This is a genomic window from Mesorhizobium sp. M0954, from assembly GCF_040319155.1.
Lineage (GTDB): Bacteria > Pseudomonadota > Alphaproteobacteria > Rhizobiales > Rhizobiaceae > Mesorhizobium.
The window spans coordinates 86,637-108,485 of record NZ_JAMYNR010000001.1 but is presented as its reverse complement, the minus strand read 5'-3'; the positions used below and the strand labels follow the sequence as shown (position 1 = coordinate 108,485).

The following is a 21,849-nucleotide window of genomic DNA, read 5'->3' as shown; positions in this document are numbered from 1 at the left end:
GAGGAACTTCACAGTCGCTTGCCGGGCACTGACTCAGTAGCCGCTTCTCCTGGCCCGAGCGGCGCGATCTCCACCAGCGGTGCAGGCACGCTGGTCGTCTTTTCCTTGGCCTTGCAGATATCGGCGATGACGCAGGCCGGGCAATCCGGCTTGCGCGCCTTGCAGACATAGCGGCCGTGCAGGATCATCCAATGATGCGCGTGCCGCATATATTCATCCGGAATGATCTTCAGGAAACCTTGCTCGACCTGTTCCGGCGTCTTGCCCGGCGCCAGGCCGAGCCTGTTACCGATGCGGAAGATGTGCGTGTCGACCGCCATCGTATGCTGGCCGAATGCCACATTGAGCACGACGTTGGCGGTCTTGCGGCCGACACCCGGCAGCTCGACCAGTTGATCGCGATCCTCAGGCACCTCGCCGCCATGGTCGCGGATCAGCGCCTCCGACAGCGCGATGACGTTCTTGGCCTTGTTGCGCCATAGCCCGATGGTGCGGATATGGTCGCCGAGCTTGGCCTCGCCCAGCGCCAGCATCTTTTGCGGCGTGTCGGCAATTTTGAACAGCGCCCGCGTCGCCTTGTTGACGCCGGCGTCCGTCGCCTGAGCCGAAAGCACCACCGCCACCAACAGCGTGAAGGCGTTGATATGTTCGAGCTCGCCCCTCGGTTCCGGCCGCTGAACGGAAAAGCGCCGGAAAATCTCATGCACCTCGGCCGCGCTGTAAAGCGCCCGCGATCTTGCGGGCCGCGGACGCCGCTTGGCGTTCGAGCCGTCGCGGCGGCCGGGCAACAGGTCTTTTTTTAGCGCAGAAGAGTTTTTGGGCTTGGGGCTTGTCATTGCCTTCCTATAATATTCCCCAATGAGCGACACAAACGCCTCATTTCAGGCCGACGAGCCATTTTTCCAGGCGCTGCTGACACCGCACCGGTCGCTGGGCAAGACCGGCTTTGCCATACTGATGGGCGCCCTGCTGTTCGGCTGGCTGGTGACCGGAGCTTTTTTTCTGTCGCGCGGCGCCTGGCCGGTGTTCGGCTTCTTCGGCCTCGACGTGATCGCCGTCTACATCGCCTTCCGCGCCAATTATCGTGCCGCCCGGGCTCGCGAGGAGGTATCGGTGTCGCGCACCAGCCTCGACATCCGCAAGACTGCCCCGTCAGGCAAATCGGAAGCACACCGCTTCAATCCGTTCTGGGCGCGCTTTTCGATCGCCCGCCACGCCGAGATCGGCATCACCAGAATGGCGGTCGAGGCGCAAGGAAAAACCGTCTCGATCGGCGGCTTTCTCAACCCCGCCGACCGCGAGAGTTTTGCCACCGCATTTTCGCGCGCTCTGGCAGCCGCTAAGGCGCGCTGAGCCAGCGTTTCAGAACCGATAGCGCAACAGCCTGCCGATCTTGCGCAATGCTGGAATGTATTTCCAAAGGCGAACAAACAGTTTCGCGAACCAGCGCATGCGAGCGGCATGTTCCGGCTTATAGGCAGGGATGTCCTCGACGAACCGCAGCTTCGGAACGGCTCGCTCCAACTCATGCGGGTTCTCGATGCTCCAATGGACCTCGGCACCGGTGGCGCGGAAGGAGGAATTGAGGCGAATGATCTTCAGGCCCAGGCGACTATAGGCATCGAAAACCAGTTCGCCGCTCGAAAGATGTCCCACCAAACGAGAAAACAGTTGCTGCCCCTCTTCGGCGCCCAGGTAGGGAGTCAGGCCTTCCGCCACGACTATGGCCGGGCGATCCCGAGGTACTTCGTTCAGCCATCCCGGTTCGGTGACCGACGAAGCGATCAGGTGGTAGTGATCCCGCACGGGATAGAGCTTGCGCCTGAGGTCGATGACTTCGGGATAGTCGACGTCGAACCAGTCCACGCCGGCTGGCGGATCGATACGGAATACGCGCGTATCGAGCCCACACCCGAGATGCAGTACGATGGCGTCAGGATTTCGGGCGAGAAAGTCCTGAACGCAGACGTCCAGCGTCTTTGCCCTGATTGCTAGACCGACGCCGAGATTGTTGTCGACCTTGAGCCGTGAGAAATCATAGTCGATGTTGCGCACCGCCTCGTCGGCAAAGTAGTCCCTGAGCAGCGAATTGGGCAGCCGGCTCTCCAGCGCCTTGCCGTAAAGTGTCAAAAGCAAAGTCTCCTTTGCCCCGGTCAGGTTTACTTTTTCACCAGCCACGACCGTCCTCCCCATTCAAAGCCCAGCTCTATCTGGGTACATGCCGCGGGAAAGCAAGTTTCGGGTGGTGATCGGCGCCGCGAAGGACGATATTCGCACTCAAGGAGATACTGCCATGAACGCCCAAATGCCTCTCAAAACGACAGCAATCCTTCAGAAAGACATCACGCCTGAAGGTGGAGACTACGAAATCGTCCGTCGTGCCATCGAAAAGATCAGCCTCGACTATCGCGACCAGCCTTCGTTGGAAGTGCTGGCCGAGGAGGTCGGCGAGACGCCGACCGGGCTGCAGAAGCTGTTCACCCGCTGGGCCGGCCTGTCGCCCAAGGCTTTTCTGCAGGCCGTCACCCTCGATCATGCGCGCAAGCTGCTCGATGCCGGCATGCCGCTGCTTGAAACCTCGTTCGAACTCGGCATGTCCGGCCCAGGCCGGCTGCATGATCTGTTCGTCACCCACGAAGCGATGTCGCCGGGGGATTACAAGACCCGCGGCGCAGGGCTCACCATCCGCTACGGCTATCATATCTCGCCTTTCGGCATCGCGCTGATCATGGTGACTGACCGCGGCCTCGCCGGCCTCGCCTTCAACGACCCCGGCGGCGAGCGTGCGGCCTTTGCCGACATGTCCAGCCGCTGGCCGAATGCGACCTATGTCGAGGACATGGCGGCGACGGCACCCTATGCCGCGCGCATCTTCGATCCGTCGCTGTGGCGCGCCGACCAGCCGCTGCGCGTTGTCATGATCGGCACAGACTTCCAGGTCCGTGTCTGGGAGGCCTTGCTGCGCATTCCGATGGGCCAGGCCTGCACCTATTCCTCGATCGCGGCGCGCATCGGCGCACCGAGTGCCAGCCGGGCTGTCGGTGCCGCGGTCGGTGCCAATCCGATGTCCTTCGTCGTGCCGTGCCACCGGGCTCTCGGCAAGTCCGGCGCACTCACCGGCTACCATTGGGGTCTGACCCGCAAACGCGCCATCCTCGGCTGGGAGGCGGGACAGGTCTCTTCTTGAATAGCCAACGAATGGAACGATTGGAGCGATGCAAGGACCGCTAGGGTGACAAGCAGCGATCTTACGGAGTAGCTTCCCGCGCAATTAGAGTGGTATGCGCTAGCGGGAGGCACTTCTTGATCGTCGTCATCGGCTCCATCAATCTCGATCTCATCGCCAGTGTCGACCGCTTGCCCGGTCCCGGCGAGACCGTGCGCGGCTCCGGTTTCGCTACTGCCCCCGGCGGCAAGGGCGCCAACCAGGCGCTGGCCGCCGCCCGCGCCGGCGCCAAGGTGCGCATGGTCGGCGCGGTCGGCAAGGACAGCTTCGCCAGCGACGCTCTGGCGCTGCTGCGCGACGGCAAGATCGACCTGTCCGGCGTCGGCGAGACCTTTGCCTCGACCGGTACCGCGTTGATCATGGTCGGCGCCGACGGCGAGAACGTGATCGCCGTTGTGCCGGGCGCCAATGATTCGGTCGTGCCGGGTGACCTTTCCAAGGCTTTCGTAAAAAACGACGACGTCGTGCTGCTGCAACTGGAGATCCCGCTGCAGACCGTCGAGGCAGCACTCGACGCGGCAAGGACAGCCGCCGCGATCACCGTGCTCAACACCGCCCCTTTCCATGGCGACGCGGCCGGCTTCCTCGGCAAGGCCGACTATGTCGTCGCCAACGAAACCGAGTTCGACCTCTATGGCGAGGCGCTGTCGTTGAATGGCCGCGACCGCCCGGCACGGATGCGCGACTATGCCGCGAGAACCGGCCGCACCATCGTCGTCACGCTTGGCGCGGACGGCGTTCTGGCGGCAACGCCGGACGATCTCCTGATGGTTCCGGCGCTGAAGATCAGTCCGCTCGATACGGTCGGCGCCGGCGACACGTTCTGCGGCTATTTTGCAGCCGGGCTGGCAGCCGGCCTGCCGCTCGACCAGGCGCTTGCCCGCGCTGCCGCAGCCGGTTCGCTGGCCTGCCTGAAAGCCGGTGCACAGCCGGCCATCCCGCTGGCCAGGGACGTCGATGCCGCTCTGCAGAAATCTACAGGCTGAAGCCGGATGACAGCCATGCGCCCGACGACCAAGCATGCGGTGCCGCCCGCCGGCGACATCTGCCGCCTGTCTGCCGTGGCGCTTGCCGGGAAGATCCGGCGCCGGCAGCTTTCGGTGCGCGAAGTGGTCGCGGCATTCCTCGACAGGATCGAGGCGGTGAACCCGCTGGTCAACGCTATCGTTTCATTGCGTGAGCGTGCCGACATCCTGCGCGAGGCCGACAGCGCTGACGCTCATCTGGCGCGAGGTGGAGATACCGGATCGCTGTTCGGCCTGCCGATCGCGATCAAGGATCTTGCGCTGACAAAAGGCCTGAGAACCACCTTCGGCTCGCCGATCTTCGCCGATTTTGTGCCTGAGGAAGACGACTTCTTCGTCGAGCGCGTCCGCAAGGCCGGCGCGATCATCATCGGCAAGACCAACGTTCCCGAATTCGGGCTCGGCTCCAACACCTACAACACCGTGTTCGGACAGACGCTCAACGCATTTGACCCGGCGCTGACCGCCGGCGGCTCGAGCGGCGGTGCGGCGGTCGCGCTGGCGCTCGACATGGTTCCCGTTGCCGATGGCAGCGATTTTGGCGGTTCCCTGCGCAATCCCGCTGCCTACAACAATGTCTATGGCTTCCGTCCATCGCAGGGATTGGTGCCGGCCGGCCCTGACCTTGATGTGTTTCTTGCGCAAATGGGCGTCGAAGGGCCGATGGGGCGTAAGGTGCGGGACATGGCGCTGCTGCTCGACGTGCAGGCCGGCTACCATCCTCGCGCGCCGCTGTCGCATGATAAGCCAGGCTCGTTTCTCCAAGGGGTGGAAACGCCGGCGGCCGGCGGGCGTATCGCCTGGCTCGGCGATCTCGAAGGTCATCTGCCGGTTGAAGCAGGCATTCTACAGCTTTGCGAGGCAGCACTCGGCCGGTTCGCGGGTGTATCCTTCGAGGCCGAGCCGCTGATGCCGGAATGCGACTTCGAAGCGCTGTGGCAGGCATTTGTAACGCTTCGGCAGGCGAGCAGCGGTTGTGCGCTCAAGGCGCATTACGACGATCCCTCGAAACGCAGCCTGCTGAAGCCGGAGGCCGTGTGGGAGGTGGAACATGCACTGCGCCTCACCGCGCCGCAGATCCATGCCGCCACGGTGAGGCGCTCGTCCTGGCACCGAATACTGCTATCGCTCTTCGAGCGTTTCGACCTGATTGCGCTGCCAGCCGCACAGGTCTTTCCCTTCGATGTCGTCACCCACTGGCCAAGGGAAGTGGCCGGGCGTGCCATGGACAGCTATCACCGCTGGATGCAGGTCTCAGCGCTCGCCACGCTGGGCGGCTGCCCGGCGGTCAACGTACCGGCGGGCTTCGACGCCAGGGGCAGGCCAATGGGCATGCAATTGATCGGGCGGCCGCGCGGTGACCTCTCCGTGCTGAGGGCGGCTGCCGCCTATGAGACAACGCTGCCATGGCAGGCCGGCGCCTGCTGAAATCAACTCCGCATTGTCGGCGCCTCGCCGGCTTGCACGCAACTCATCGCCATGCATTGATCGCGACAGCGCGCCGCACGAGCGGCATCTGTGGAGGGAAAAAATGTCGTTGGAACTCTACGCCACCTATGTCGTCGCCTGCATCGTCATCATCCTGGTGCCGGGGCCGACGGTGACGCTGATCATTGCCAACAGCATCCGCCATGGCTCGCGCGCAGGGCTCGCCAATGTCGCCGGCACCCAGGCCGGGCTAGCCATCATGATCGCCATCGTCGGCATCGGATTGACTTCGCTGATCGCGGGCATGGGCCACTGGTTCGAGTGGGTCCGGCTGATCGGCGCCGCCTACCTGATCTGGATGGGCGTGCAGATGTTCCGCTCGAAAGGCAAGCTGAACGCCGACGGAACGGCAAAAAGGCCACGTGGCGGCTTCTTCCTGCAGGGCCTGCTGGTGGCGATCAGCAATCCAAAGACGCTAGTGTTCTTCGGCGCCTTCTTTCCGCAGTTCATCGCTCCCGAAGGCAATTACGCACTACAGATCGGCGTCATGGGTCTCACCGCGATGATCTTCGCCGCAGTCTCGGATTCGACCTACGCGCTGGCCGCCGGCCGCGCCGGACGCCTGCTGTCGGCCGGCCGCCTCAAGCTCTTGTCGAGGATCAGCGGCAGCTTCCTGGTCGGCGGCGGCCTGTGGCTGGCCTTTTCCAAGGCGAAGTAACGGCCGCGAGCCCGGCGACGCCAACAGCAACATCCTGGAATAGGAAAGCCGATTGAAAGTCGGCCTTCAGGCCACCACATGGATCAACAGTTGGGGATTCATGTCTATGCCGTGGAGTTACGCGGATTTGAAAAGGAACGCGTTTGGCGTGATCCTGTTCATCGCTTTGTTCGCGGCGATGGTTCCGTCGGCTCTGAACAAATGGGCGAATGACGCAAGTCCGATCCGATCGGTCGACCCGGTCGATGCGACGATCAAAAGTGGACAGGGTAAAGGGCGCAATATCCAATATCTGCTGGTCCTTGAGAACGGTTCGACGGTCCTCGTTTACGACGACCTCCCGCATCTGATCGGCTCGCGCGTAGGCATCGAGCGCGTCACGCGCGACAATGGCTTCGTCTTTTACCGGTTTGCAAATTGAACGACGATCGATCGATAAGCTGTTTTCAAAGGTGACGCGAGTGACATGGCTTTTTCGGGGAATCGCTCTTGAACAAAGCCCCTATGCTACTCAACTCTAAGGTATGGGGCCGGCAAATCTTTCTCTTAGAACCCGCATTCTTTTGCTTCGGGAAGAGTTTCGCGACAGAGTTGTTGGCATCACAATCTTGTGTGCGCTCGCTCTCGCGATCGCTGTGCCGATTGTAACCAGGCAGAACAGTCCGATCACTGGCACACAACTCGTAGGAGGCACCGTCGAAGATGTTGCGACGATGCCTCTAAATCCGAGGGGTTCCGTCGGACATGGACTTTATTATAGATATGAAGTCCGCCTCTATGAGGGCAACGCTCGGATATTTGTCGATGGTGAGGTGGAAACACCCCACATGATTGGATCGGAAGTCTCGATCGAAGAACAACAACGCCAGGACGGTACCACCACCTACCGCCTGCTCAACTACTGAGCAGCCCTAAAGCCGCCCCAGCCGTTCCAGCAACAGCGCGAAAAACGCATCATGGTCGATGTCGCGCATCACCATGGCGTTCTTCGGCCGCTTGGTCACCCCCCACCAGTCGATCACCGTCATGCCCATGGTGAGCTCCGAGGCGGTTTCCACGCTGACATTGCAGTTGCGCCCCTTGAACAGCTTCGGCTTCAGCAGATACGCGATCACGCAAGGATCGTGCAGCGGGCCGCCGTCGGTACCGTATTTCTCCTCGTCGAAACGTTCGAAGAATTCCAGCATGTCCGCGGTGGCCGTGCCGACCCTGGTGCCGAGCTTGCGGAAGGCCTTCGTACGCTTGGCGGTGGTCAGCGCCTTGTGGGTGACGTCGAGCGGCATCATCACGATCGGAATGCCGGATTTGAACACGACATCGGCAGCATGCGGATCGACATAGATGTTGAACTCGGCGGTCGGCGTGACGTTGCCGCCCTCGAAGAAGCCGCCGCCCATCAGCACGATTTCCTTGATGCGCGGCGCGATTTTCGGCTCGCGGATCAGCGCCAGCGCAACGTTGGTGAGCGGCCCGAGCGCGCACAGCGTGATCGTGCCGCTCTCCTCGTTCATCAGCGTCTCAACGATGAAATCAACCGCATACTCGTCCTGCAGTTTCATCTTTGGTTCGGGCAGTTGCGGCCCGTTGAGGCCGGTCTTGCCATGCACTTCCTCGGCGGTGACGAGTTCGCGCGCCAGCGGCCGGATGGCGCCTGCATAGACCTTGACGTCCGGCCGGCCGGCCAGCTCGCAGATCTTGCGGGCGTTTTTTTCGGTAAGTTTCAGCGGCACGTTGCCGGCCACCGCGGTGATGCCGACGATCTCCAGCTCGGCGCTGCCCAGCGCCAGCAATATGGCGACGGCATCGTCCTGGCCGGGGTCAGTGTCGATGATGATCCTGCGGGATTGGGGCATTTCAATTCCTTGTTTTGGCAAGTCTTTTTGGGCGGGACGTGTGACGGCTTGAAGTCTGCCGGGCGGCGGACCATATCAAGACCATCGGGAAAAATGCCATCCGGGTTTTTCCACTTTATGTCGCTCTTGAGAGGACACTGTAACATGAGCCGAATGACGCCTTTTTCCAGCCCGCTTCTCCTCGGTTTCGATTCCATGGAAAAGACGCTGGAGCGGTTGGCAAAGTCCGGTGACAGCTATCCTCCCTACAACATCGAGCGCCTCAGCGGTGCCGACGGCAAAACCGAAAGGCTGCGTATCACGCTCGCCGTTGCCGGTTTCGCGGAAAGCGATCTCGATGTCACAACGGAGGAGAACCAGTTGGTCGTGCGCGGCCGTCAGAACGACGACACCGAGCGCGAATTCCTCCACCGCGGCATCGCCGCGCGCCAGTTTCAGCGCTGTTTCGTGCTGGCCGACGGCATGCGGGTGATTACGGCGGAATTGAAGAACGGCCTTCTGTCGATCGATCTCGATCGGCCGGAATCCGAACGGCTGGTACGAAAAATAAATATATCGGTGAAAGACTGATTTTTGCCGATAGCTCTCATGCGGGATGGCCTTGAGCGGCGTCTCGCGGCAAGGAGGCTTGAAATGACCAGAACTAACGAAAATATCATCATGACCAGCGGCGAATTCGCCCATCTCGGCGAAGGTTCTGTCGCCTATCTCAGGAAAGTGTCGAGCGACGATCTGCGCGGCCGTTTCCCGGGCCTCGGCGAAATCGCGCCCGGGCTGGAACTGTGGGCCCTGTTTGCCGCCAATGGCCAGCCGATCCTGCTTTCGGACGCTCGCGACCGGGCACTGGCTGGCGCGCTGGAAAACGATCTGACCCCGGTCGCTATCCACTAACGTCGTTATCCACTGACAAATACGGCGCAGCGATCTGGTTGGAAACGGACAGGGCCGCTCACGGCGGCCCTTCAACGGATTTAATCAAAACCTCAGGCGGCGTGCGAGGCCTGTGTGTCCGACAGCAGCGCGTGGATGGCTACGGCGTCGCGCGTGCCCCTGATCTTGGCAACCGTGTCGGCGTCGCGCAGCACCCGCGCAATGCGCGACAGCGCCTTGAGGTGGTCGGCGCCGGCGCCTTCGGGAGCCAAAAGCAGAAACACCAGGTCGACCGGCTGATCATCGAGGGCCTCGAAGTCCACCGGTGTCTCCAGCCGGGCAAAAACGCCGGCGATCCGCTTCACCCCGGCCAGCTTGCCGTGCGGAATGGCGATGCCGTTGCCGACGCCGGTGGAGCCGAGCCGCTCGCGCTGCAGGATGGTGTCGAACACCTCTCGCTCCGGAATGCCGGAAATCGCCGCCGCCCTTTCGGACAGCAATTGCAGCAGCTGCTTTTTGGAGTTCGCCTTCAACGCCGGCATGATTGCCGGAATGCTGACGAGATCGCTCAGATCCATGCTTGAAATCCCTTGTTCGCCTGCCGTCGCCAGTCCCCACGCTCGCGTGCGGCTGGTTTTTACCCCTGCGCGACCTTGGCCGTGGACGGGTCGATCCAGCCAATATTCCCGTCCGGCCGGCGATAGACGATGTTGAGATGGTCGTTTCCGGCATTGCGGAAGACCAGGACCGGGCTGTCCTTGGTGTCGAGTTCGATCACCGCTGACGCCACCGACATGGTCCGCAGCGTCATGGTCGATTCGGCGACGATGGCCGGCGCGAAATTCTCCGGTATGTCCTCCTCGTCGTCGGCAAGCGGCGCCATCACCGTATAGGCGACGTCGGTGAGCTCGCCGTTGCTATTGCCTGAATTGTGCGACTTCAGCCGGCGCTTGTAGCGCCTGAGGCGTGTTTCCAGACGGTCCGCCGCGGTATCGAAGGCAAGCGTTGGATCCTGGGCATCGCCGGTCGCCTGCAGCGAAGCACCGGAGTCCAGCCGGATCATGCAATCGGCCGTGTAGCGCGACCCCGATTTGACGACTACGATTTGCCCTGAAAAGCCCCGATCGAAATATTTCCCGATCACTTCCCCGACACGGTCGTTGATGCGCGTACGGAACGCATCGCCGATATCCATGTGTTTTCCCGATATGCGCAGTGTCATCTGAAAACTGACCTTCCTTGCTCAGGCTTCAAACTGTCCCGAGTTTATACTCGTGGTCCGCGCGCACAAGCTTTTGCGGCGTCACTTGCGCCGATTTTAGATCCGAACTTTCCGGTTGATCACAAGCCGCCTTCTTGGCCGTCCCGTGGCCTACATCGTGACGGACCATCTCTCGTGCGGGCATCGGCGAACTCAAATCCACTCGCCAGCCCGTCCCATGCGGGCGGGCTTCTAGCCACTTCGTCGCCGCTTGTCAATGAAGGGCGAAAGCTGTGGAAATTCCGCCGGAGATCAACGGCCGGCGCTGGCCAAAGCGCGTTTTTCGCGCCGCCGCTGCACCGAAGAGGGTATGTTCATGCCTTCCCGGTATTTGGCCACCGTGCGCCTGGCGATGTCGACGCCGCTTTCCCGCAGCATGTCCACGATGGCATCGTCGGAAAGCACATCGATGGCTTTCTCCTCGTCGATCAGCTGCTTTATGCGGTCGCGCACCGCTTCCGACGAATGCGCATCGCCGCCACCTGACGAAGCGATCGAGGCGGTGAAGAAATAGCGCAGCTCGAACACGCCGCGCGGCGTCAGCATGTATTTGTTTGCCGTGACCCGGCTGACCGTTGATTCGTGCATGCCGATGGCGTCCGCCACCGTGCGCAGGTTGAGCGGCTTCAGGTGCCGCACGCCGTGGACGAGAAAAGCGTCCTGCTGGCGCACGATCTCAGAGGCCACCTTGAGAATGGTCTTCGCCCGCTGGTCGAGGCTGCGCGTGAGCCAGTTGGCGTTCTGCAGGCATTCGGCAAGGAAATCCTTTTCCGCCTGGTTTTTCGCATGTGGCGTGACCTGGGCGAAATAGATGTGATCGACCAGCACGCGCGGCAGCGTCTCGGCATTGAGCTCGACCGTCCAGCTGCCGTCATTGGCTGCACGCACCTCGATGTCGGCCACGATCGCATCGCTGGCACCGCGCGAAAACGCCATTCCCGGCCGTGGGTCGAGCGCCCGGATCTCGGCCAGCATGTCGAGCAGATCCTCTTCGTCGACGCCGCAAATCCGCTTCAGCGTCTGGAAATCGCGCCGTGCCAGGAGTTCGAGATTGGCGATCAGCGCCTTCATCGCCGGATCGAGCCGGTCGCGCACGGCCAGCTGCAGCAACAGGCATTCGGCGAGGTCGCGGGCGAATATGCCGGCGGGCTCGAATGTCTGGCAGACCGCCAGGACCGTTGCCATCGCCGTGGCGTCCGCGCCGAGGCGGGCGGCGATCTCGGCCATATCGGCACGCATGTAGCCGGCCTCGTCGAGGCCGTCGGCAAGCTCGCCGGCGATCAGGCGCGCCGCCGGATCGGCAAAGGCGAGCGCCACCTGCTCGCCGACATGGTCGCGCAGCGTGATGGCCGCCGCCGCCATATCCGCGACGTCGAAGCCGTCGGAGGAAGAGGTGGAACCATTGCCGGACGCCGATTTCCATTGTGCCGTCAGGTCGGGCCCGAGCCGCTCGCTCGTACCAGGATCGTCAGGAAACAGGTTTTCCAGCGACGTATCGAGCTTTTCCGAGATCGCCTCGGCGCTCCATGCCGTTTCCGCCTCGAACCAGTCGCCGTCGGCAGCCGGTTCCGATGCGGCGTCGCCCTTCTGCGCCTGGTCGCTGGCGGCGTCCTCCTGCGGTTCGGCGCGTTCCAGCAAGGGATTGCGTTCGATCTCGTCGTCGATGAAGCGTTCCAACTCGAGATGGGTGAACTGCAGCAGGCGGATCGACTGCATCAGCTGCGGCGTCATCACCAGCGACTGCGACTGTCGTAGCTGTAGTTTTGCCGCCAACGCCATGGTTCGGTTTCAAACGCCCCGTCTACGCACCCGCACTGCTGGAAGGAATTTTCCAGGCCAGCATAGAAACTGGCCCGGCTTTTGCTTGTCAAGGCGAGGAGCGGTAAAACTCGCCTGCCGACGCGTTTTCAGGCAGAAAATTGAAGAAAAAGCTGTTGGACTACGCCGGAAATCCCGTTCGAACCGGAATTTCGCATTTAGAGTGTAAATCCCTCGCCGAGATAAAGCCGCCGCACGTCGGCATTTGCGACCACTTCGTCGGCTCGACCATGGGTCAGCACCTGGCCGGCATGGATGATGTAGGCGCGGTCGATCAGGCCAAGTGTCTCGCGGACATTGTGGTCGGTGATCAGAACGCCGATGCCACGTGCCGTCAAGTGGCGCACGAGTTGCTGGATGTCGGCGACGGCGATCGGATCGATGCCGGCGAAAGGTTCGTCGAGCAGCATATAGGCGGGGCGGGTTGCCAAGGCGCGGGCAATTTCGAGGCGTCGCCGCTCACCGCCGGAGAGCGACAGCGACGGAGCCTTGCGCAGATGGCTGATGTGAAACTCCTCGAGCAATTCGTCGAGCAGGCGCTCACGCTCCTTGCGGCTCTTTTCGACGACCTCGAGCACGGCCCGGATGTTTTGCTCGACATTCAGGCCGCGAAAAATCGACGCTTCCTGCGGCAGATAGCCGATGCCGAGACGGGCGCGGCGATACATCGGCATCGACGTGACGTCGAAACCGTCGATTTCGATCGTGCCTTCATCGACCGGCACCAGGCCGGTTACCATGTAGAAACAGGTCGTCTTGCCGGCGCCGTTGGGGCCGAGCAGCCCAACCGCCTCGCCGGCGCGTACGCCCAGCGTCACGCCGCTGACGACTTTGCGGCCCTTGTAGCTTTTGGTCAGCCCCTTGGCGATCAAGGTTCCCTTGAACTTTGCCGCTTCGACGGTGACCCTGGCCGGTGCCGCAAGTTTGCTGGCGGCGCGCCCTGGAAGACGCGCCAGCAGCGACGATATGCCGGTCATCAGGGTTTCGCTGCTCCAGACTTCGCCGGCGGCGTGATCGACATCATGACGCGGCCGCCGCAAGCGTCGACCTGGGCAAGGCCGCTCTTCATCTGCACGGTAAGCTTGCAGCCGACAAGCACGTTATCGCCTTGCGAGAGCACGACCTTGCTGCCCGAAAGCACCAGCACTTCGGTCTTCATGTCGAAGGTGCCGCGGTCGCCGGTGGCAACCTGATTGTCCGATTTGATGTAGACCTTATCGTCGACCTCGAGATGGTCGATGTTGGCGGATCCGGTCATCGCCGCGGCACCCGCGGGCTGGGCGCCTTTAGCGGCGCCTGCATCCCTGACGTAATAGACCGTCATTTTGCCGGCCTTGAGCACGGTTGGACCCTGGACGACGTTGACGTTGCCGGTGAAGACGGCGACGCTTTCCGCCTGGCGCACCTCGAGCTTGTCGCTTTCGATCTGGATAGGCTTGTCGCCCGACAGCCTGAGGCCGGACATTTGGCTGGTGGCACTGGATTGCGCCAGCGACGGCGCCGTCCCGAAGGTCAGCCCCAAGGGCAACCCGAGCGTCAACGCCGAAATCGCGGCGAGGCGCCGTGCCGAACTACTGAACCGCATTGGTCTCTCCGCTCTTTGCCTCTGCCGCCTTCAAACTGGCGGGATCGATGTCGACGCGCACCTTGTTCTCGAAAACCAGGACCTTGCCATTGTCCTGGACCGACATCGAATCCGCCCTGATCCGCGACCCGCCGCGGCTGACATCGACGGGCTCGCTTGTCTTCATAGTGCCTTCGCCCATGTCGAGATAGACTGATTTGAATTTTGCCACCACACCATCCGTGGTCGACACGGTCACATCGCTGGTCAGGCTGAGCGTGTTGCCGTCGCGATCATAGGTGCCGTGCGTGGCATCGATGGCGGCCGTGTTGTCGGTCGCAATCGGCAGCTTGGCCTTGATGCCCTCCAGATCGATGATGCCTTGTTTGCTGACATCCTGTATGGCGCGCAGGGCTGTCATCGAATAGGGCAGGTTCTGTTTGGTGAAGCCGTTGAGCTTGGGGTTCGCCATCACCAGCTTGCCATCGGCAAAGGCGCCGCCGTCGGCCTGCACCTCGATTGCAGCGGGAGCCATGAGATAGGAATAGACGGGAAACGCGACCGCAATCACGGCAGCGACCAGCGGCACGGCCAGCTTGAGGACACGGACCCGGCGCGAATGACGCTGCGCAACGTCAAACGCGTCGACCCGCGCCCGGCCTGCGGCCTTGGGAGCCAACTCCGTCTCGGTGTTGGTCGGTTCGATTGGTCCCGCTAACATGACTGCTTCTTCTAAACCCCTGCCCGCCAAGCCGCCCTATAGGTGGGGTGCCGGCGCCCTCAAGCAAGCACAAGCCGAGGAAAACCGCAAAAATGTGACAGCCGCCCCTGTACAATGAAAATGGCCCCAGCGCAGCCTGTACCTCATACCAGATATGGGCGCACAGTGTTAGAGCCTGTGGAACGTGACAGGTTGAGGCTTGCCGCGAATGCCTAACGGCCTTTGGCGCAAGGCCGTCAGGAAACGGTAGCCGGGCGCGAATGGTTGCTTTAAAAGCATCTGCTCCCACCGACTACGAGGCTGACCATGGTATTGAGAGCCGACGACCTGATCGACCGCCGCCGCTTGCGCCGCAAGCTGACATTCTGGCGTGTTGCGGCGATTATCGTCGCAGCAGCCGGACTGATCGCCTTCTCGGCATGGATCTATGGTGACGACTTCACCGGCGCGGCTGTCGACCACATCGCCAAGGTCAAGATCGAAGGTACCATCACCGAAGACGAAGAACTGATCAAGCGGCTGGAGGCAATCCGTCAGTCGCCGCGCGTCAAGGCTGTGATCCTGTCGATCGATTCACCCGGCGGCACCACCGTCGGTGGCGAATCGATCTATGAGGCAGTGCGCAAGCTTGCCGCCGAAAAGCCGGTGGTGGCCGAGGTCGGCACGCTCGCGGCTTCGGCGGGCTATATGATCGCCACCGCGGCCGACCATATTGTCGCACGCAAATCCTCGATCGTCGGCTCGATCGGCGTGCTGATTCAGTACCCGGACGTCAGCGGCCTCATGGACAAGCTCGGCGTCAAGCTGGAGGAGGTGAAATCCTCGCCCTTGAAGGCCTCGCCTTCTCCCTTCAAGCCGACCAATGACGATGAGCGCGCCATGGTCCGCAAGCTCATCCTCGACAGCTACGACTGGTTCGTCGGCATCGTCGCCGAGCGCCGCAACATGACCAAGCCGGAGGTGCTGGCGCTCGCAGACGGGTCGATCTTCACCGGCCGGCAGGCGGTCACCAACAGATTGATCGACGCGGTCGGCGGCGAGGCCGAAGCAATCGACTGGCTTGCAGGCAAGGGTGTCGATGCCAAGCTCAAGGTGGTGGAATGGAAGGACACGGAAAAACGCGGCGGTTTCCTGTTCTCCAAAGCGATGGCGCAGACCGTCGGTGCTGCGCTTGGCCTGGCCGGCCATGACGGCGACGTCCTTCACGAAATTGGAGCGGACCGCTTGTTTCTTGACGGTCTCGTTTCCGTCTGGCACCCTTGAGGAACCGCTTGGGACGAGTGAAAAACCAAATAAAATCATTCTGATAATTTCGGCGGCACTGCTTTTACGGGGAGCCTTTTCATGATCAAATCCGAACTTGTGCAGATCATCGCCACGCGTAATCCGCATCTTTTCCTGCGCGACGTCGAAAACATTGTCAGCGCCATCTTCGATGAAATCACCGACGCGCTTGCCGAGGGCAACCGGGTCGAGTTGCGCGGCTTCGGCGCGTTTTCGGTGAAAAATCGCCCTGCCCGCACCGGCCGCAACCCGCGCACTGGCGAATCCGTAGAGGTCGAGGAGAAATGGGTACCGTTCTTCAAGACCGGCAAGGAATTGCGTGAAAGGCTGAACGGAGGCAAATAGGCGCGGCGCCCGCCGTCCCGCTCCGACAGCAGTGCCTACGGAAAAACATGTTCAATCGCTTAATCCTCATCGTGGTCTTCGTGCCGCTGGCCATCATCCTGATCGCGCTGGCCGTTGCCAACCGCGAACCGGTCGCCTTCACGCTCGACCCGTTCAATCCGGGCAACCCGGCGCTGACGCTGACCTTGCCGCTGTTCATATTCCTGTTCCTTGCCCTTGCCATCGGCATGATCGTCGGCAGCCTGGCGACCTGGATCAAGCAAGGGCGCTATCGCAAGCTGGCGCGCCAGCGCGGTGCCGAGGCCGAGAATCTGCGCCAGGCGGTAAGCCGCGCGCCTGCCGCGCCTCGGGGCCAGGCTTTGCCGAAGGCGACAAACTGAAGCGTCGCTGACATATCTTTCGCGGAGCCTTTCATGCTGACCATTTCGGCCGCCGAGGTCGACAGCGCGCTGACCTTTCCCGGACTGATCGAGACGCTGCGCGCCGCCTTTCGCGATGGCGCCATACAGCCGGTCAGGCACCATCATACGATAGAGCGGCCCGACGGCGCCGCTTCAACGCTGCTTTTGATGCCGGCCTGGACCGACTTCAACGCGGCTGGCACCTCCGCCGGCGGTCACATCGGCATCAAGATCGTCACCGTGTCGCCCGACAACAACGCTGTCGGAAAACCCGCGGTGATGGGCCTTTACCTCTTGCTCGACGGCGCCACCGGCGAGCCGCAGGCCATGATCGACGGCCAGCGGCTGACGCAGTGGCGCACGGCCTGCGCCTCGGCGCTGGCCGCCTCCTACCTGGCCCGCGAGGACGCCTCGCGGCTGCTCGTGGTAGGCGCCGGCGCGCTGTCGCCGTTCCTAGCGAAGGCGCATTCGGCTGTGCGGCCGATCACCAGCATCCGCATCTGGAACCGCACGCCGGCCAATGCCGAAAAGGTCGCTGCAAGATTGCGTGCGGAAGGTTTTGCGGCCGAAGCCGCAGGCGATCTCGACGCCGAACTCGGCCAGGCCGACATCATTTCCTCGGCGACAATCACCACCGAGCCGCTGGTCAAGGGCGCCTTGTTGCGACCCGGAACGCATGTCGACCTCGTCGGCGGCTTCACTCCGGCGATGCGCGAAAGCGACGACGACACGGTTGCGCGGGCCCGCGTCTATGTCGACACCCGCGCCGGCGCCACCAAGGAAGCCGGTGACATCGTCCAGCCGCTGGCCTCCGGCGTGTTGAAGCCGGAAGCCATCGTCGCCGACCTTTATGAACTCACGCGCGGCCAGAAAAAAGGCCGGCAGAACGACGACGAGATCACGCTGTTCAAGTCGGTCGGCGCAGCCCTCGAGGACCTCGCCGCCGGCATTGGCGTGTATCGCGCAAGCGTAGGGCAGTAGGGCAGTAGGGCAGTAGGGCAGTAGGGCAGTAGGAAACCGCACTGATCGTGCGGCGCCGCGCCAGCTATATTTCCTGTCACGTACTCCCCTACTGCCCTACTGCCTTACTCCCTTTGCCAATAAACCCGCAGCCGATGATTGTCGGGATCGAGCGCGACGAAGGTCCGGCCGAAATCCATGTCGGTCGGGCTCTGCAGGATTTTCAGACCCCGTCCGGCCCAATCGGTGTAGGTGGCATCGACCGCCTCCGGCGTGTCCAGCGCAAAGACGATCTCGGCGCCACCGCCTGCTGCCGCGGCGGCCGGTTCCACGGTGTGACGCGACCAGAGGCCGAGCTTGAAGCCGTTGTCGAGCACGAACAGCACGAAGGTCGGCGAGGTCTCGACCGGCTGCCGCCCAAGCAGCGCGCTATAGAAGGCGCCGCTTTGCTCAGGCTTGTCGACATAGAGGATGACGAAATTGGGCGGTGTCATGAATTGCTCTCCAGATCGTTTCGACTGGAGGAGCATACCGTACGCCACTGCCAGATTCTGGCAGCAGTCTCAACTGAGCAGCAGCCTTAGCTTGGCGTGTCGAGCGTCGCCCGCCATTCTTTGAGCAGCACCTGACGGCGGCGCGGATAGCGCATCTCGGTGGCATTGAGGCCGGATATCCGGTCGGCGCGAAAGTGCCTGAAATCCTGGCGCATCTCGCACCAGGCCGCGACGACGCGCACCTTGTCGAAGAAGCCGAGTGCGAACGGCCAGACGGTGCGCTCGGAGGCAGCGCCGCCGGCGTCGCGATAGACAAAGCTCAGCTTACGCTCCTCGCGGATGGCCTGCCGCACCACGCCGAGATCGATGCCTTCGGTGACCTCGGTGCGCGACCCGACCAGCAGCGTCGAGGCGTCGAGCTCTTCGCGCAAATCGTTCGGCAGCACCGCCGCGATCTTGGCCAGCGCGTCGGTGGCGGCGTTCGCAAGCCGCCAGTCCGGCTGCTTGGCCACCCAGCGCGAACCGAGCACGATCGCCTCGATCTCCTCATCGGTGAACATCAAGGGCGGCAGCATGAAACCGGGCCTGAGCACGTAACCCAACCCCGCCTCACCCTCGATCGGCGCGCCCTGCCCCTGCAGCGTGGCGATATCGCGATAGAGCGTGCGGATCGACACACCCATTTCGCCCGCAAGGCTGCGGCCGCTGACTGGCCGGCGATGCCGGCGCAGGATCTGGATCAGGTCGAGCAGGCGTTCAGCACGGGACATGAATCATGACCTGGTTTCAATCACGATAGAGCCCCAGCGCTTTCGGCGGCAAGCGACATGGGTGGCGGACGGGAACGTCTGCGTCCTGACGCCGTTGTCTGGCCACTATGGATATGCGCGGGTTCCTGTTGTTCTGGTCGGTTTTGACCGCCATCGTCGCTGCGCTCAGCCTCGGACCATCCTTCGCCCATGTGCTGGAATCGGTGCCGCGGCTGACCAGTTGGCCGCCTTCGCTCTGGCGTGAAACCACTGTCTTCAACGCTCAGTTCCAATTCTTCGCGATTGTCGGCGCACCGCTGGACGTGGCCGCGATCGCCTGTCCGGGGCTTCTCGCCTGGATGCTGCGCAGCGACCGCCCGGCATTCTGGTGGATTTTGGCCGCCACCGTGCTTTATCTGATGGCCCTCGTGGCGTGGTTTACCCTGGTCAAACCGGCAAACGATGTCCTGGCCACCTGGGTGCCTGGACCGATCCCGGACAATTTCGAAAGTATCCGGAGCAGTTGGGAAACCGGCCATATGGTCGTCACCGGCTTCAAGGCCGTTGGTTTCATAGCGCTCGCAGTCGGCCTGCTGGCGATCAGGCGCGGCTGCACACGTCGGCAGCCCTTTTGTTGCGCCGGTCAATGTGCTGTGGCAGAAGCGGCGAGCCGCCGTCCGGAGATGCGCCTTCTTGAAACCTTTTCGCGACAAACGCCGCGACAGCCGCCCGCCCCCGAAGGGCGGGGCGGAGCAGCCGCGGCGGCGCTACGCCGGCCTGACCGCCGGTTCGGAGCCTAAACTGCAGGACCGGTCCGAGCCGAAAGCCGCGCCGCGCCCTCTATCCCGTCGCGATGGCGTGCTGCCTGCCGAACATCTGCCGCTGATCCTCGAGGTCGGCCCCAATCAGGACTACGCGTTGCTCGACAGCGGCGCCGGAGAAAAACTCGAGCAATACGGCCCCTACCGCATCGTTCGGCCGGAGGGCCAGGCGATCTGGCAAAAGGCTTTGCCGGCCAGGGACTGGGAGCGCGCCGACGCCATTTTCACCGGCGATACCGACGAGGAAGGCATCGGCCGCTGGCGCTTCCCCAAGACGCCGCTCGGCGAAACCTGGCCGATGAAGCATGACGGCATAGATTATCTCGGCCGCTTCACTTCGTTTCGCCATGTCGGCGTCTTTCCCGAGCAGGCCTCGCACTGGGACCACATGGCCGGACTGATCGCGGCGGCAAAACGGCCGGTGAAGGTGTTGAACCTGTTCGGTTACACCGGCCTTGCCTCCTTGGTGGCGGCGCGTGCCGGCGCCGAGGTCACCCACGTCGATGCTTCCAAGAAGGCGATCGGCTGGGCGCGCGAAAACCAGGAAATGGCGGGCTTGTCGCAAAAGCCGATCCGCTGGATCGTCGACGATGCCGTGAAATTCGCCGAGCGCGAGGAGCGCCGCGGCAGCCGCTACGACATCATCCTGTTCGACCCGCCCGCCTATGGCCGCGGACCGAAGGGCGAGGTCTGGCAGCTGTTCGAGGACCTGCCGGCGCTGACCGATATCTGCCGCGCGATCCTGACGCCGAAGCCGCTCGCCGTGGTACTGACCGCCTATTCGATCCGCGCCTCTTTTTTCGCCATCCATGCCCTGATGCGCGACACCTTCGCCGGCATGGGCGGCACGGTCGAGTCGGGTGAATTGATCATCCGCGAGAAGTCTGCCGGTCGGGCGCTTTCGACCTCGCTGTTCTCACGCTGGGTGGCCTGAATGAGTGCGTACGAACGGCACGCGGGCGCGCCAGGGCAGGTGAAGGAAGTCACCAGCCTCGCCAACCCGCTGGTCAAGGACATCAAGGCGCTCGCGCTGAAGAAATTCCGTGACCAGCAGAATGCCTTCATGGCCGAAGGCCTGAAGCTGGTCATCGACGCGCTCGATCTCGGCTGGTCGATCAGGACATTGGTCTTCGCCAAGGCCGGACGTGGCAATACGGCGGTTGAAAAGATCGCGGCGCGCACGGTCGCCGCCGGCGGCACCGTCCTTGAAGTTTCGGAAAAAGTGCTCGTCGCCATCACCCGCCGCGACAATCCGCAGATGGTCGTCGGCGTGTTCTCGCAGAAATTCCTGCCGTTGAAGGACATCCGCGCCCGTGACGGCGACGTCTGGGTGGCGCTCGACCGCGTCCGCGACCCCGGCAATCTCGGCACCGTCATCCGCACGGTCGACGCTGTCGGGGCCAGGGGCGTCATCTTGGTCGGCGAGACCACCGATCCCTTTTCGGTCGAAACGGTGCGCGCCACCATGGGCTCGATTTTCGCCGTGCCGGTCGCCAAGGCGTCGCCCGAAGCTTTTCTCGCCTGGCGAACGAGCTTTCCCGGCCTCGTCGCCGGCACCCATCTGAAAGGTGCGGTCGACTACCGCTCGGTCGATTTTTCAAAAGGCCCGGTGCTTTTGATGATGGGTAACGAGCAGCAAGGTCTGCCTGACGAGCTTGCCGCAAGCTGCGACAAACTGCTGCGGATACCGCAGGCCGGCCGCGCCGATTCGCTCAACCTTGCGGTGGCCACCGGCGTCATGCTGTTCGAGATCCGGCGCGGCGCGCTGAAGCTCGGCCCGGAGGACGCCAGATCGTGACATCTCAAACCGTGAAACTGCAAACCATGAAGTCCTGGAGGCCGTATGCTCTTCTGGTCGTCGCCGCGATAGCGCTCGACCAGTGGGTGAAATACCTAGTCGAAACCGGTCTTGCCTTTCAGGAACGGCTCGACCTTCTTCCGTTCCTGGCGCTGTACCGCACCTACAACACCGGCATCGCGTTCTCGCTGTTTTCGTCCTTCGGCGACACCGGCCTGGTGGTCGTCGCGGTTCTGGTGGTCGCTTTCGTGCTCTATCTTGCGGCCCGCACGCCGCCCGGCCACCTGCTTGCCCGCATCGGCTTCGCACTGATCGTCGGCGGCGCGCTCGGCAACCTGATTGATCGCGCAATCTACGGTCATGTCATCGACTATGTCCTGTTCCATACGCCGGTCTGGTCCTTCGCGATCTTCAACCTCGCCGACGCCTTCATTTCGGTTGGTGCGGTGCTGGTCGTCTTCGACGAACTCATTGGCTGGCGGCGCGGAGCGTCGAGCGATTGACCTCACTCGC

The 21,849-nt window shown here is 62.7% G+C and carries 27 protein-coding genes; 16 read left to right on the top strand and 11 right to left on the bottom strand.

All coding sequences use genetic code 11. The features are described 5' to 3' along the window. Positions 1-8: 8 nt before the first annotated feature. On the bottom strand, positions 9-836 hold the full coding sequence (gene nth, locus NKH93_RS00525) for an endonuclease III (RefSeq protein WP_352918304.1): 828 nt from the start codon (positions 834-836) through the stop codon (positions 9-11). Positions 837-858: 22 nt separating this feature from the next. Here nth and NKH93_RS00520 point away from each other — a divergent pair, with 22 nt between their 5' ends. Next, positions 859-1,353 (top strand): DUF2244 domain-containing protein, encoded by a 495-nt coding sequence (locus NKH93_RS00520; protein ID WP_023675281.1) that lies wholly within the window; start codon positions 859-861, stop codon positions 1,351-1,353. A 9-nt stretch (positions 1,354-1,362) separates the two neighbouring features. Here NKH93_RS00520 and NKH93_RS00515 read toward each other — a convergent pair whose 3' ends face one another. Further along, a complete protein-coding gene (locus NKH93_RS00515) occupies positions 1,363-2,178 on the bottom strand; it encodes a class I SAM-dependent methyltransferase (protein ID WP_352469440.1) in 816 nt (271 codons plus the stop codon). A gap of 115 nt (positions 2,179-2,293) precedes the next feature. Here NKH93_RS00515 and NKH93_RS00510 point away from each other — a divergent pair, with 115 nt between their 5' ends. From NKH93_RS00510 to NKH93_RS00490, 5 genes are all read left to right on the top strand, one after another. After that, positions 2,294-3,187 carry a methylated-DNA--[protein]-cysteine S-methyltransferase gene (locus tag NKH93_RS00510; RefSeq protein WP_352453988.1) on the top strand — a complete coding sequence of 298 codons (894 nt, stop codon included), beginning with the start codon at positions 2,294-2,296 and terminating at the stop codon, positions 3,185-3,187. 116 nt (positions 3,188-3,303) lie between these two features. After that, positions 3,304-4,212, top strand: coding sequence for a ribokinase (locus NKH93_RS00505; RefSeq protein WP_352818293.1), 909 nt, complete (start codon positions 3,304-3,306; stop codon positions 4,210-4,212). A gap of 6 nt (positions 4,213-4,218) precedes the next feature. Next, complete coding sequence (locus NKH93_RS00500; RefSeq protein ID WP_352469437.1) at positions 4,219-5,679, top strand: amidase; 1,461 nt, start codon at positions 4,219-4,221, stop codon at positions 5,677-5,679. 103 nt (positions 5,680-5,782) lie between these two features. After that, positions 5,783-6,397, top strand: coding sequence for a LysE family translocator (locus tag NKH93_RS00495; protein ID WP_352469436.1), 615 nt, complete (start codon positions 5,783-5,785; stop codon positions 6,395-6,397). A gap of 52 nt (positions 6,398-6,449) precedes the next feature. Beyond that, positions 6,450-6,818 (top strand): hypothetical protein, encoded by a 369-nt coding sequence (locus tag NKH93_RS00490; protein ID WP_352469435.1) that lies wholly within the window; start codon positions 6,450-6,452, stop codon positions 6,816-6,818. Between the two features lie 490 nt (positions 6,819-7,308). On the opposite strand, the gene NKH93_RS00485 is transcribed toward NKH93_RS00490, so the two are convergent. Next, entirely contained in the window at positions 7,309-8,250 is a 942-nt protein-coding gene (locus NKH93_RS00485) for a nucleoside hydrolase (RefSeq protein WP_352469434.1), read from the bottom strand. Positions 8,251-8,394: 144 nt separating this feature from the next. Here NKH93_RS00485 and NKH93_RS00480 point away from each other — a divergent pair, with 144 nt between their 5' ends. Together NKH93_RS00480 and NKH93_RS00475 are read left to right on the top strand one after the other, a co-directional pair. Further along, on the top strand, positions 8,395-8,820 hold the full coding sequence (locus NKH93_RS00480) for an Hsp20 family protein (protein WP_352469433.1): 426 nt from the start codon (positions 8,395-8,397) through the stop codon (positions 8,818-8,820). Between the two features lie 63 nt (positions 8,821-8,883). Next, a complete protein-coding gene (locus tag NKH93_RS00475; protein WP_023675269.1) occupies positions 8,884-9,141 on the top strand; it encodes a BQ00720 family protein in 258 nt (85 codons plus the stop codon). Between the two features lie 92 nt (positions 9,142-9,233). Here the strand turns inward: NKH93_RS00475 and ptsN are convergent, their stop codons facing one another. The 6 genes from ptsN to lptC all read right to left on the bottom strand — a co-directional run bounded on the left by ptsN (position 9,234) and on the right by lptC (position 14,484). Next, positions 9,234-9,698 carry a PTS IIA-like nitrogen regulatory protein PtsN gene (gene ptsN, locus NKH93_RS00470; protein WP_352469432.1) on the bottom strand — a complete coding sequence of 155 codons (465 nt, stop codon included), beginning with the start codon at positions 9,696-9,698 and terminating at the stop codon, positions 9,234-9,236. A 59-nt stretch (positions 9,699-9,757) separates the two neighbouring features. After that, entirely contained in the window at positions 9,758-10,342 is a 585-nt protein-coding gene (gene hpf, locus NKH93_RS00465) for a ribosome hibernation-promoting factor, HPF/YfiA family (RefSeq protein WP_023675267.1), read from the bottom strand. Between the two features lie 291 nt (positions 10,343-10,633). After that, positions 10,634-12,160 (bottom strand): RNA polymerase factor sigma-54, encoded by a 1,527-nt coding sequence (gene rpoN / locus NKH93_RS00460; protein WP_352469431.1) that lies wholly within the window; start codon positions 12,158-12,160, stop codon positions 10,634-10,636. A gap of 197 nt (positions 12,161-12,357) precedes the next feature. Next, on the bottom strand, positions 12,358-13,176 hold the full coding sequence (gene lptB / locus NKH93_RS00455; RefSeq protein WP_292664962.1) for an LPS export ABC transporter ATP-binding protein: 819 nt from the start codon (positions 13,174-13,176) through the stop codon (positions 12,358-12,360). Further along, positions 13,176-13,784: an LptA/OstA family protein gene (locus NKH93_RS00450; protein ID WP_292664963.1), complete on the bottom strand. Its 609-nt coding sequence runs from the start codon at positions 13,782-13,784 to the stop codon at positions 13,176-13,178. The genes lptB and NKH93_RS00450 overlap by 1 nt, the downstream gene beginning before the upstream one ends. Then, positions 13,771-14,484, bottom strand: coding sequence for an LPS export ABC transporter periplasmic protein LptC (lptC, locus tag NKH93_RS00445; protein ID WP_352502649.1), 714 nt, complete (start codon positions 14,482-14,484; stop codon positions 13,771-13,773). Before lptC ends, NKH93_RS00450 begins: the two co-directional genes overlap by 14 nt. A gap of 306 nt (positions 14,485-14,790) precedes the next feature. Between lptC and sppA the strand changes: the two genes are divergently transcribed. The 4 genes from sppA (at position 14,791) to lhpI (ending at position 17,495) form a co-directional block, all read left to right on the top strand. Next, positions 14,791-15,747: a signal peptide peptidase SppA gene (gene sppA / locus NKH93_RS00440; protein WP_352502648.1), complete on the top strand. Its 957-nt coding sequence runs from the start codon at positions 14,791-14,793 to the stop codon at positions 15,745-15,747. A gap of 81 nt (positions 15,748-15,828) precedes the next feature. Continuing rightward, complete coding sequence (locus tag NKH93_RS00435; protein ID WP_023675261.1) at positions 15,829-16,113, top strand: integration host factor subunit beta; 285 nt, start codon at positions 15,829-15,831, stop codon at positions 16,111-16,113. A gap of 47 nt (positions 16,114-16,160) precedes the next feature. Continuing rightward, positions 16,161-16,493 carry a DUF1049 domain-containing protein gene (locus NKH93_RS00430; protein WP_352767039.1) on the top strand — a complete coding sequence of 111 codons (333 nt, stop codon included), beginning with the start codon at positions 16,161-16,163 and terminating at the stop codon, positions 16,491-16,493. A gap of 33 nt (positions 16,494-16,526) precedes the next feature. After that, positions 16,527-17,495: a bifunctional Delta(1)-pyrroline-2-carboxylate/Delta(1)-piperideine-2-carboxylate reductase gene (gene lhpI / locus NKH93_RS00425; RefSeq protein WP_352767037.1), complete on the top strand. Its 969-nt coding sequence runs from the start codon at positions 16,527-16,529 to the stop codon at positions 17,493-17,495. Positions 17,496-17,599: 104 nt separating this feature from the next. On the opposite strand, the gene NKH93_RS00420 is transcribed toward lhpI, so the two are convergent. Both NKH93_RS00420 and NKH93_RS00415 read right to left on the bottom strand, forming a co-directional pair. Beyond that, positions 17,600-17,968, bottom strand: coding sequence for a VOC family protein (locus NKH93_RS00420; RefSeq protein WP_352469426.1), 369 nt, complete (start codon positions 17,966-17,968; stop codon positions 17,600-17,602). Positions 17,969-18,054: 86 nt separating this feature from the next. Then, on the bottom strand, positions 18,055-18,738 hold the full coding sequence (locus tag NKH93_RS00415; protein WP_352684488.1) for a helix-turn-helix transcriptional regulator: 684 nt from the start codon (positions 18,736-18,738) through the stop codon (positions 18,055-18,057). Positions 18,739-18,881: 143 nt separating this feature from the next. Here NKH93_RS00415 and NKH93_RS00410 point away from each other — a divergent pair, with 143 nt between their 5' ends. From NKH93_RS00410 to lspA, 4 genes are read left to right on the top strand one after another with little or no spacing between them, the layout of a single operon-like run. Then, positions 18,882-19,517 (top strand): anthrone oxygenase family protein, encoded by a 636-nt coding sequence (locus NKH93_RS00410; RefSeq protein ID WP_352918310.1) that lies wholly within the window; start codon positions 18,882-18,884, stop codon positions 19,515-19,517. Beyond that, positions 19,411-20,472, top strand: a complete 1,062-nt coding sequence (locus NKH93_RS00405) for an RsmD family RNA methyltransferase (RefSeq protein ID WP_352613052.1) — start codon at positions 19,411-19,413, stop codon at positions 20,470-20,472. The genes NKH93_RS00410 and NKH93_RS00405 overlap by 107 nt, the downstream gene beginning before the upstream one ends. Then, positions 20,473-21,336, top strand: coding sequence for a TrmH family RNA methyltransferase (locus NKH93_RS00400; protein WP_023675255.1), 864 nt, complete (start codon positions 20,473-20,475; stop codon positions 21,334-21,336). Between the two features lie 26 nt (positions 21,337-21,362). Continuing rightward, a complete protein-coding gene (gene lspA / locus NKH93_RS00395; RefSeq protein ID WP_352454178.1) occupies positions 21,363-21,839 on the top strand; it encodes a signal peptidase II in 477 nt (158 codons plus the stop codon). Positions 21,840-21,849 lie beyond the last annotated feature (10 nt).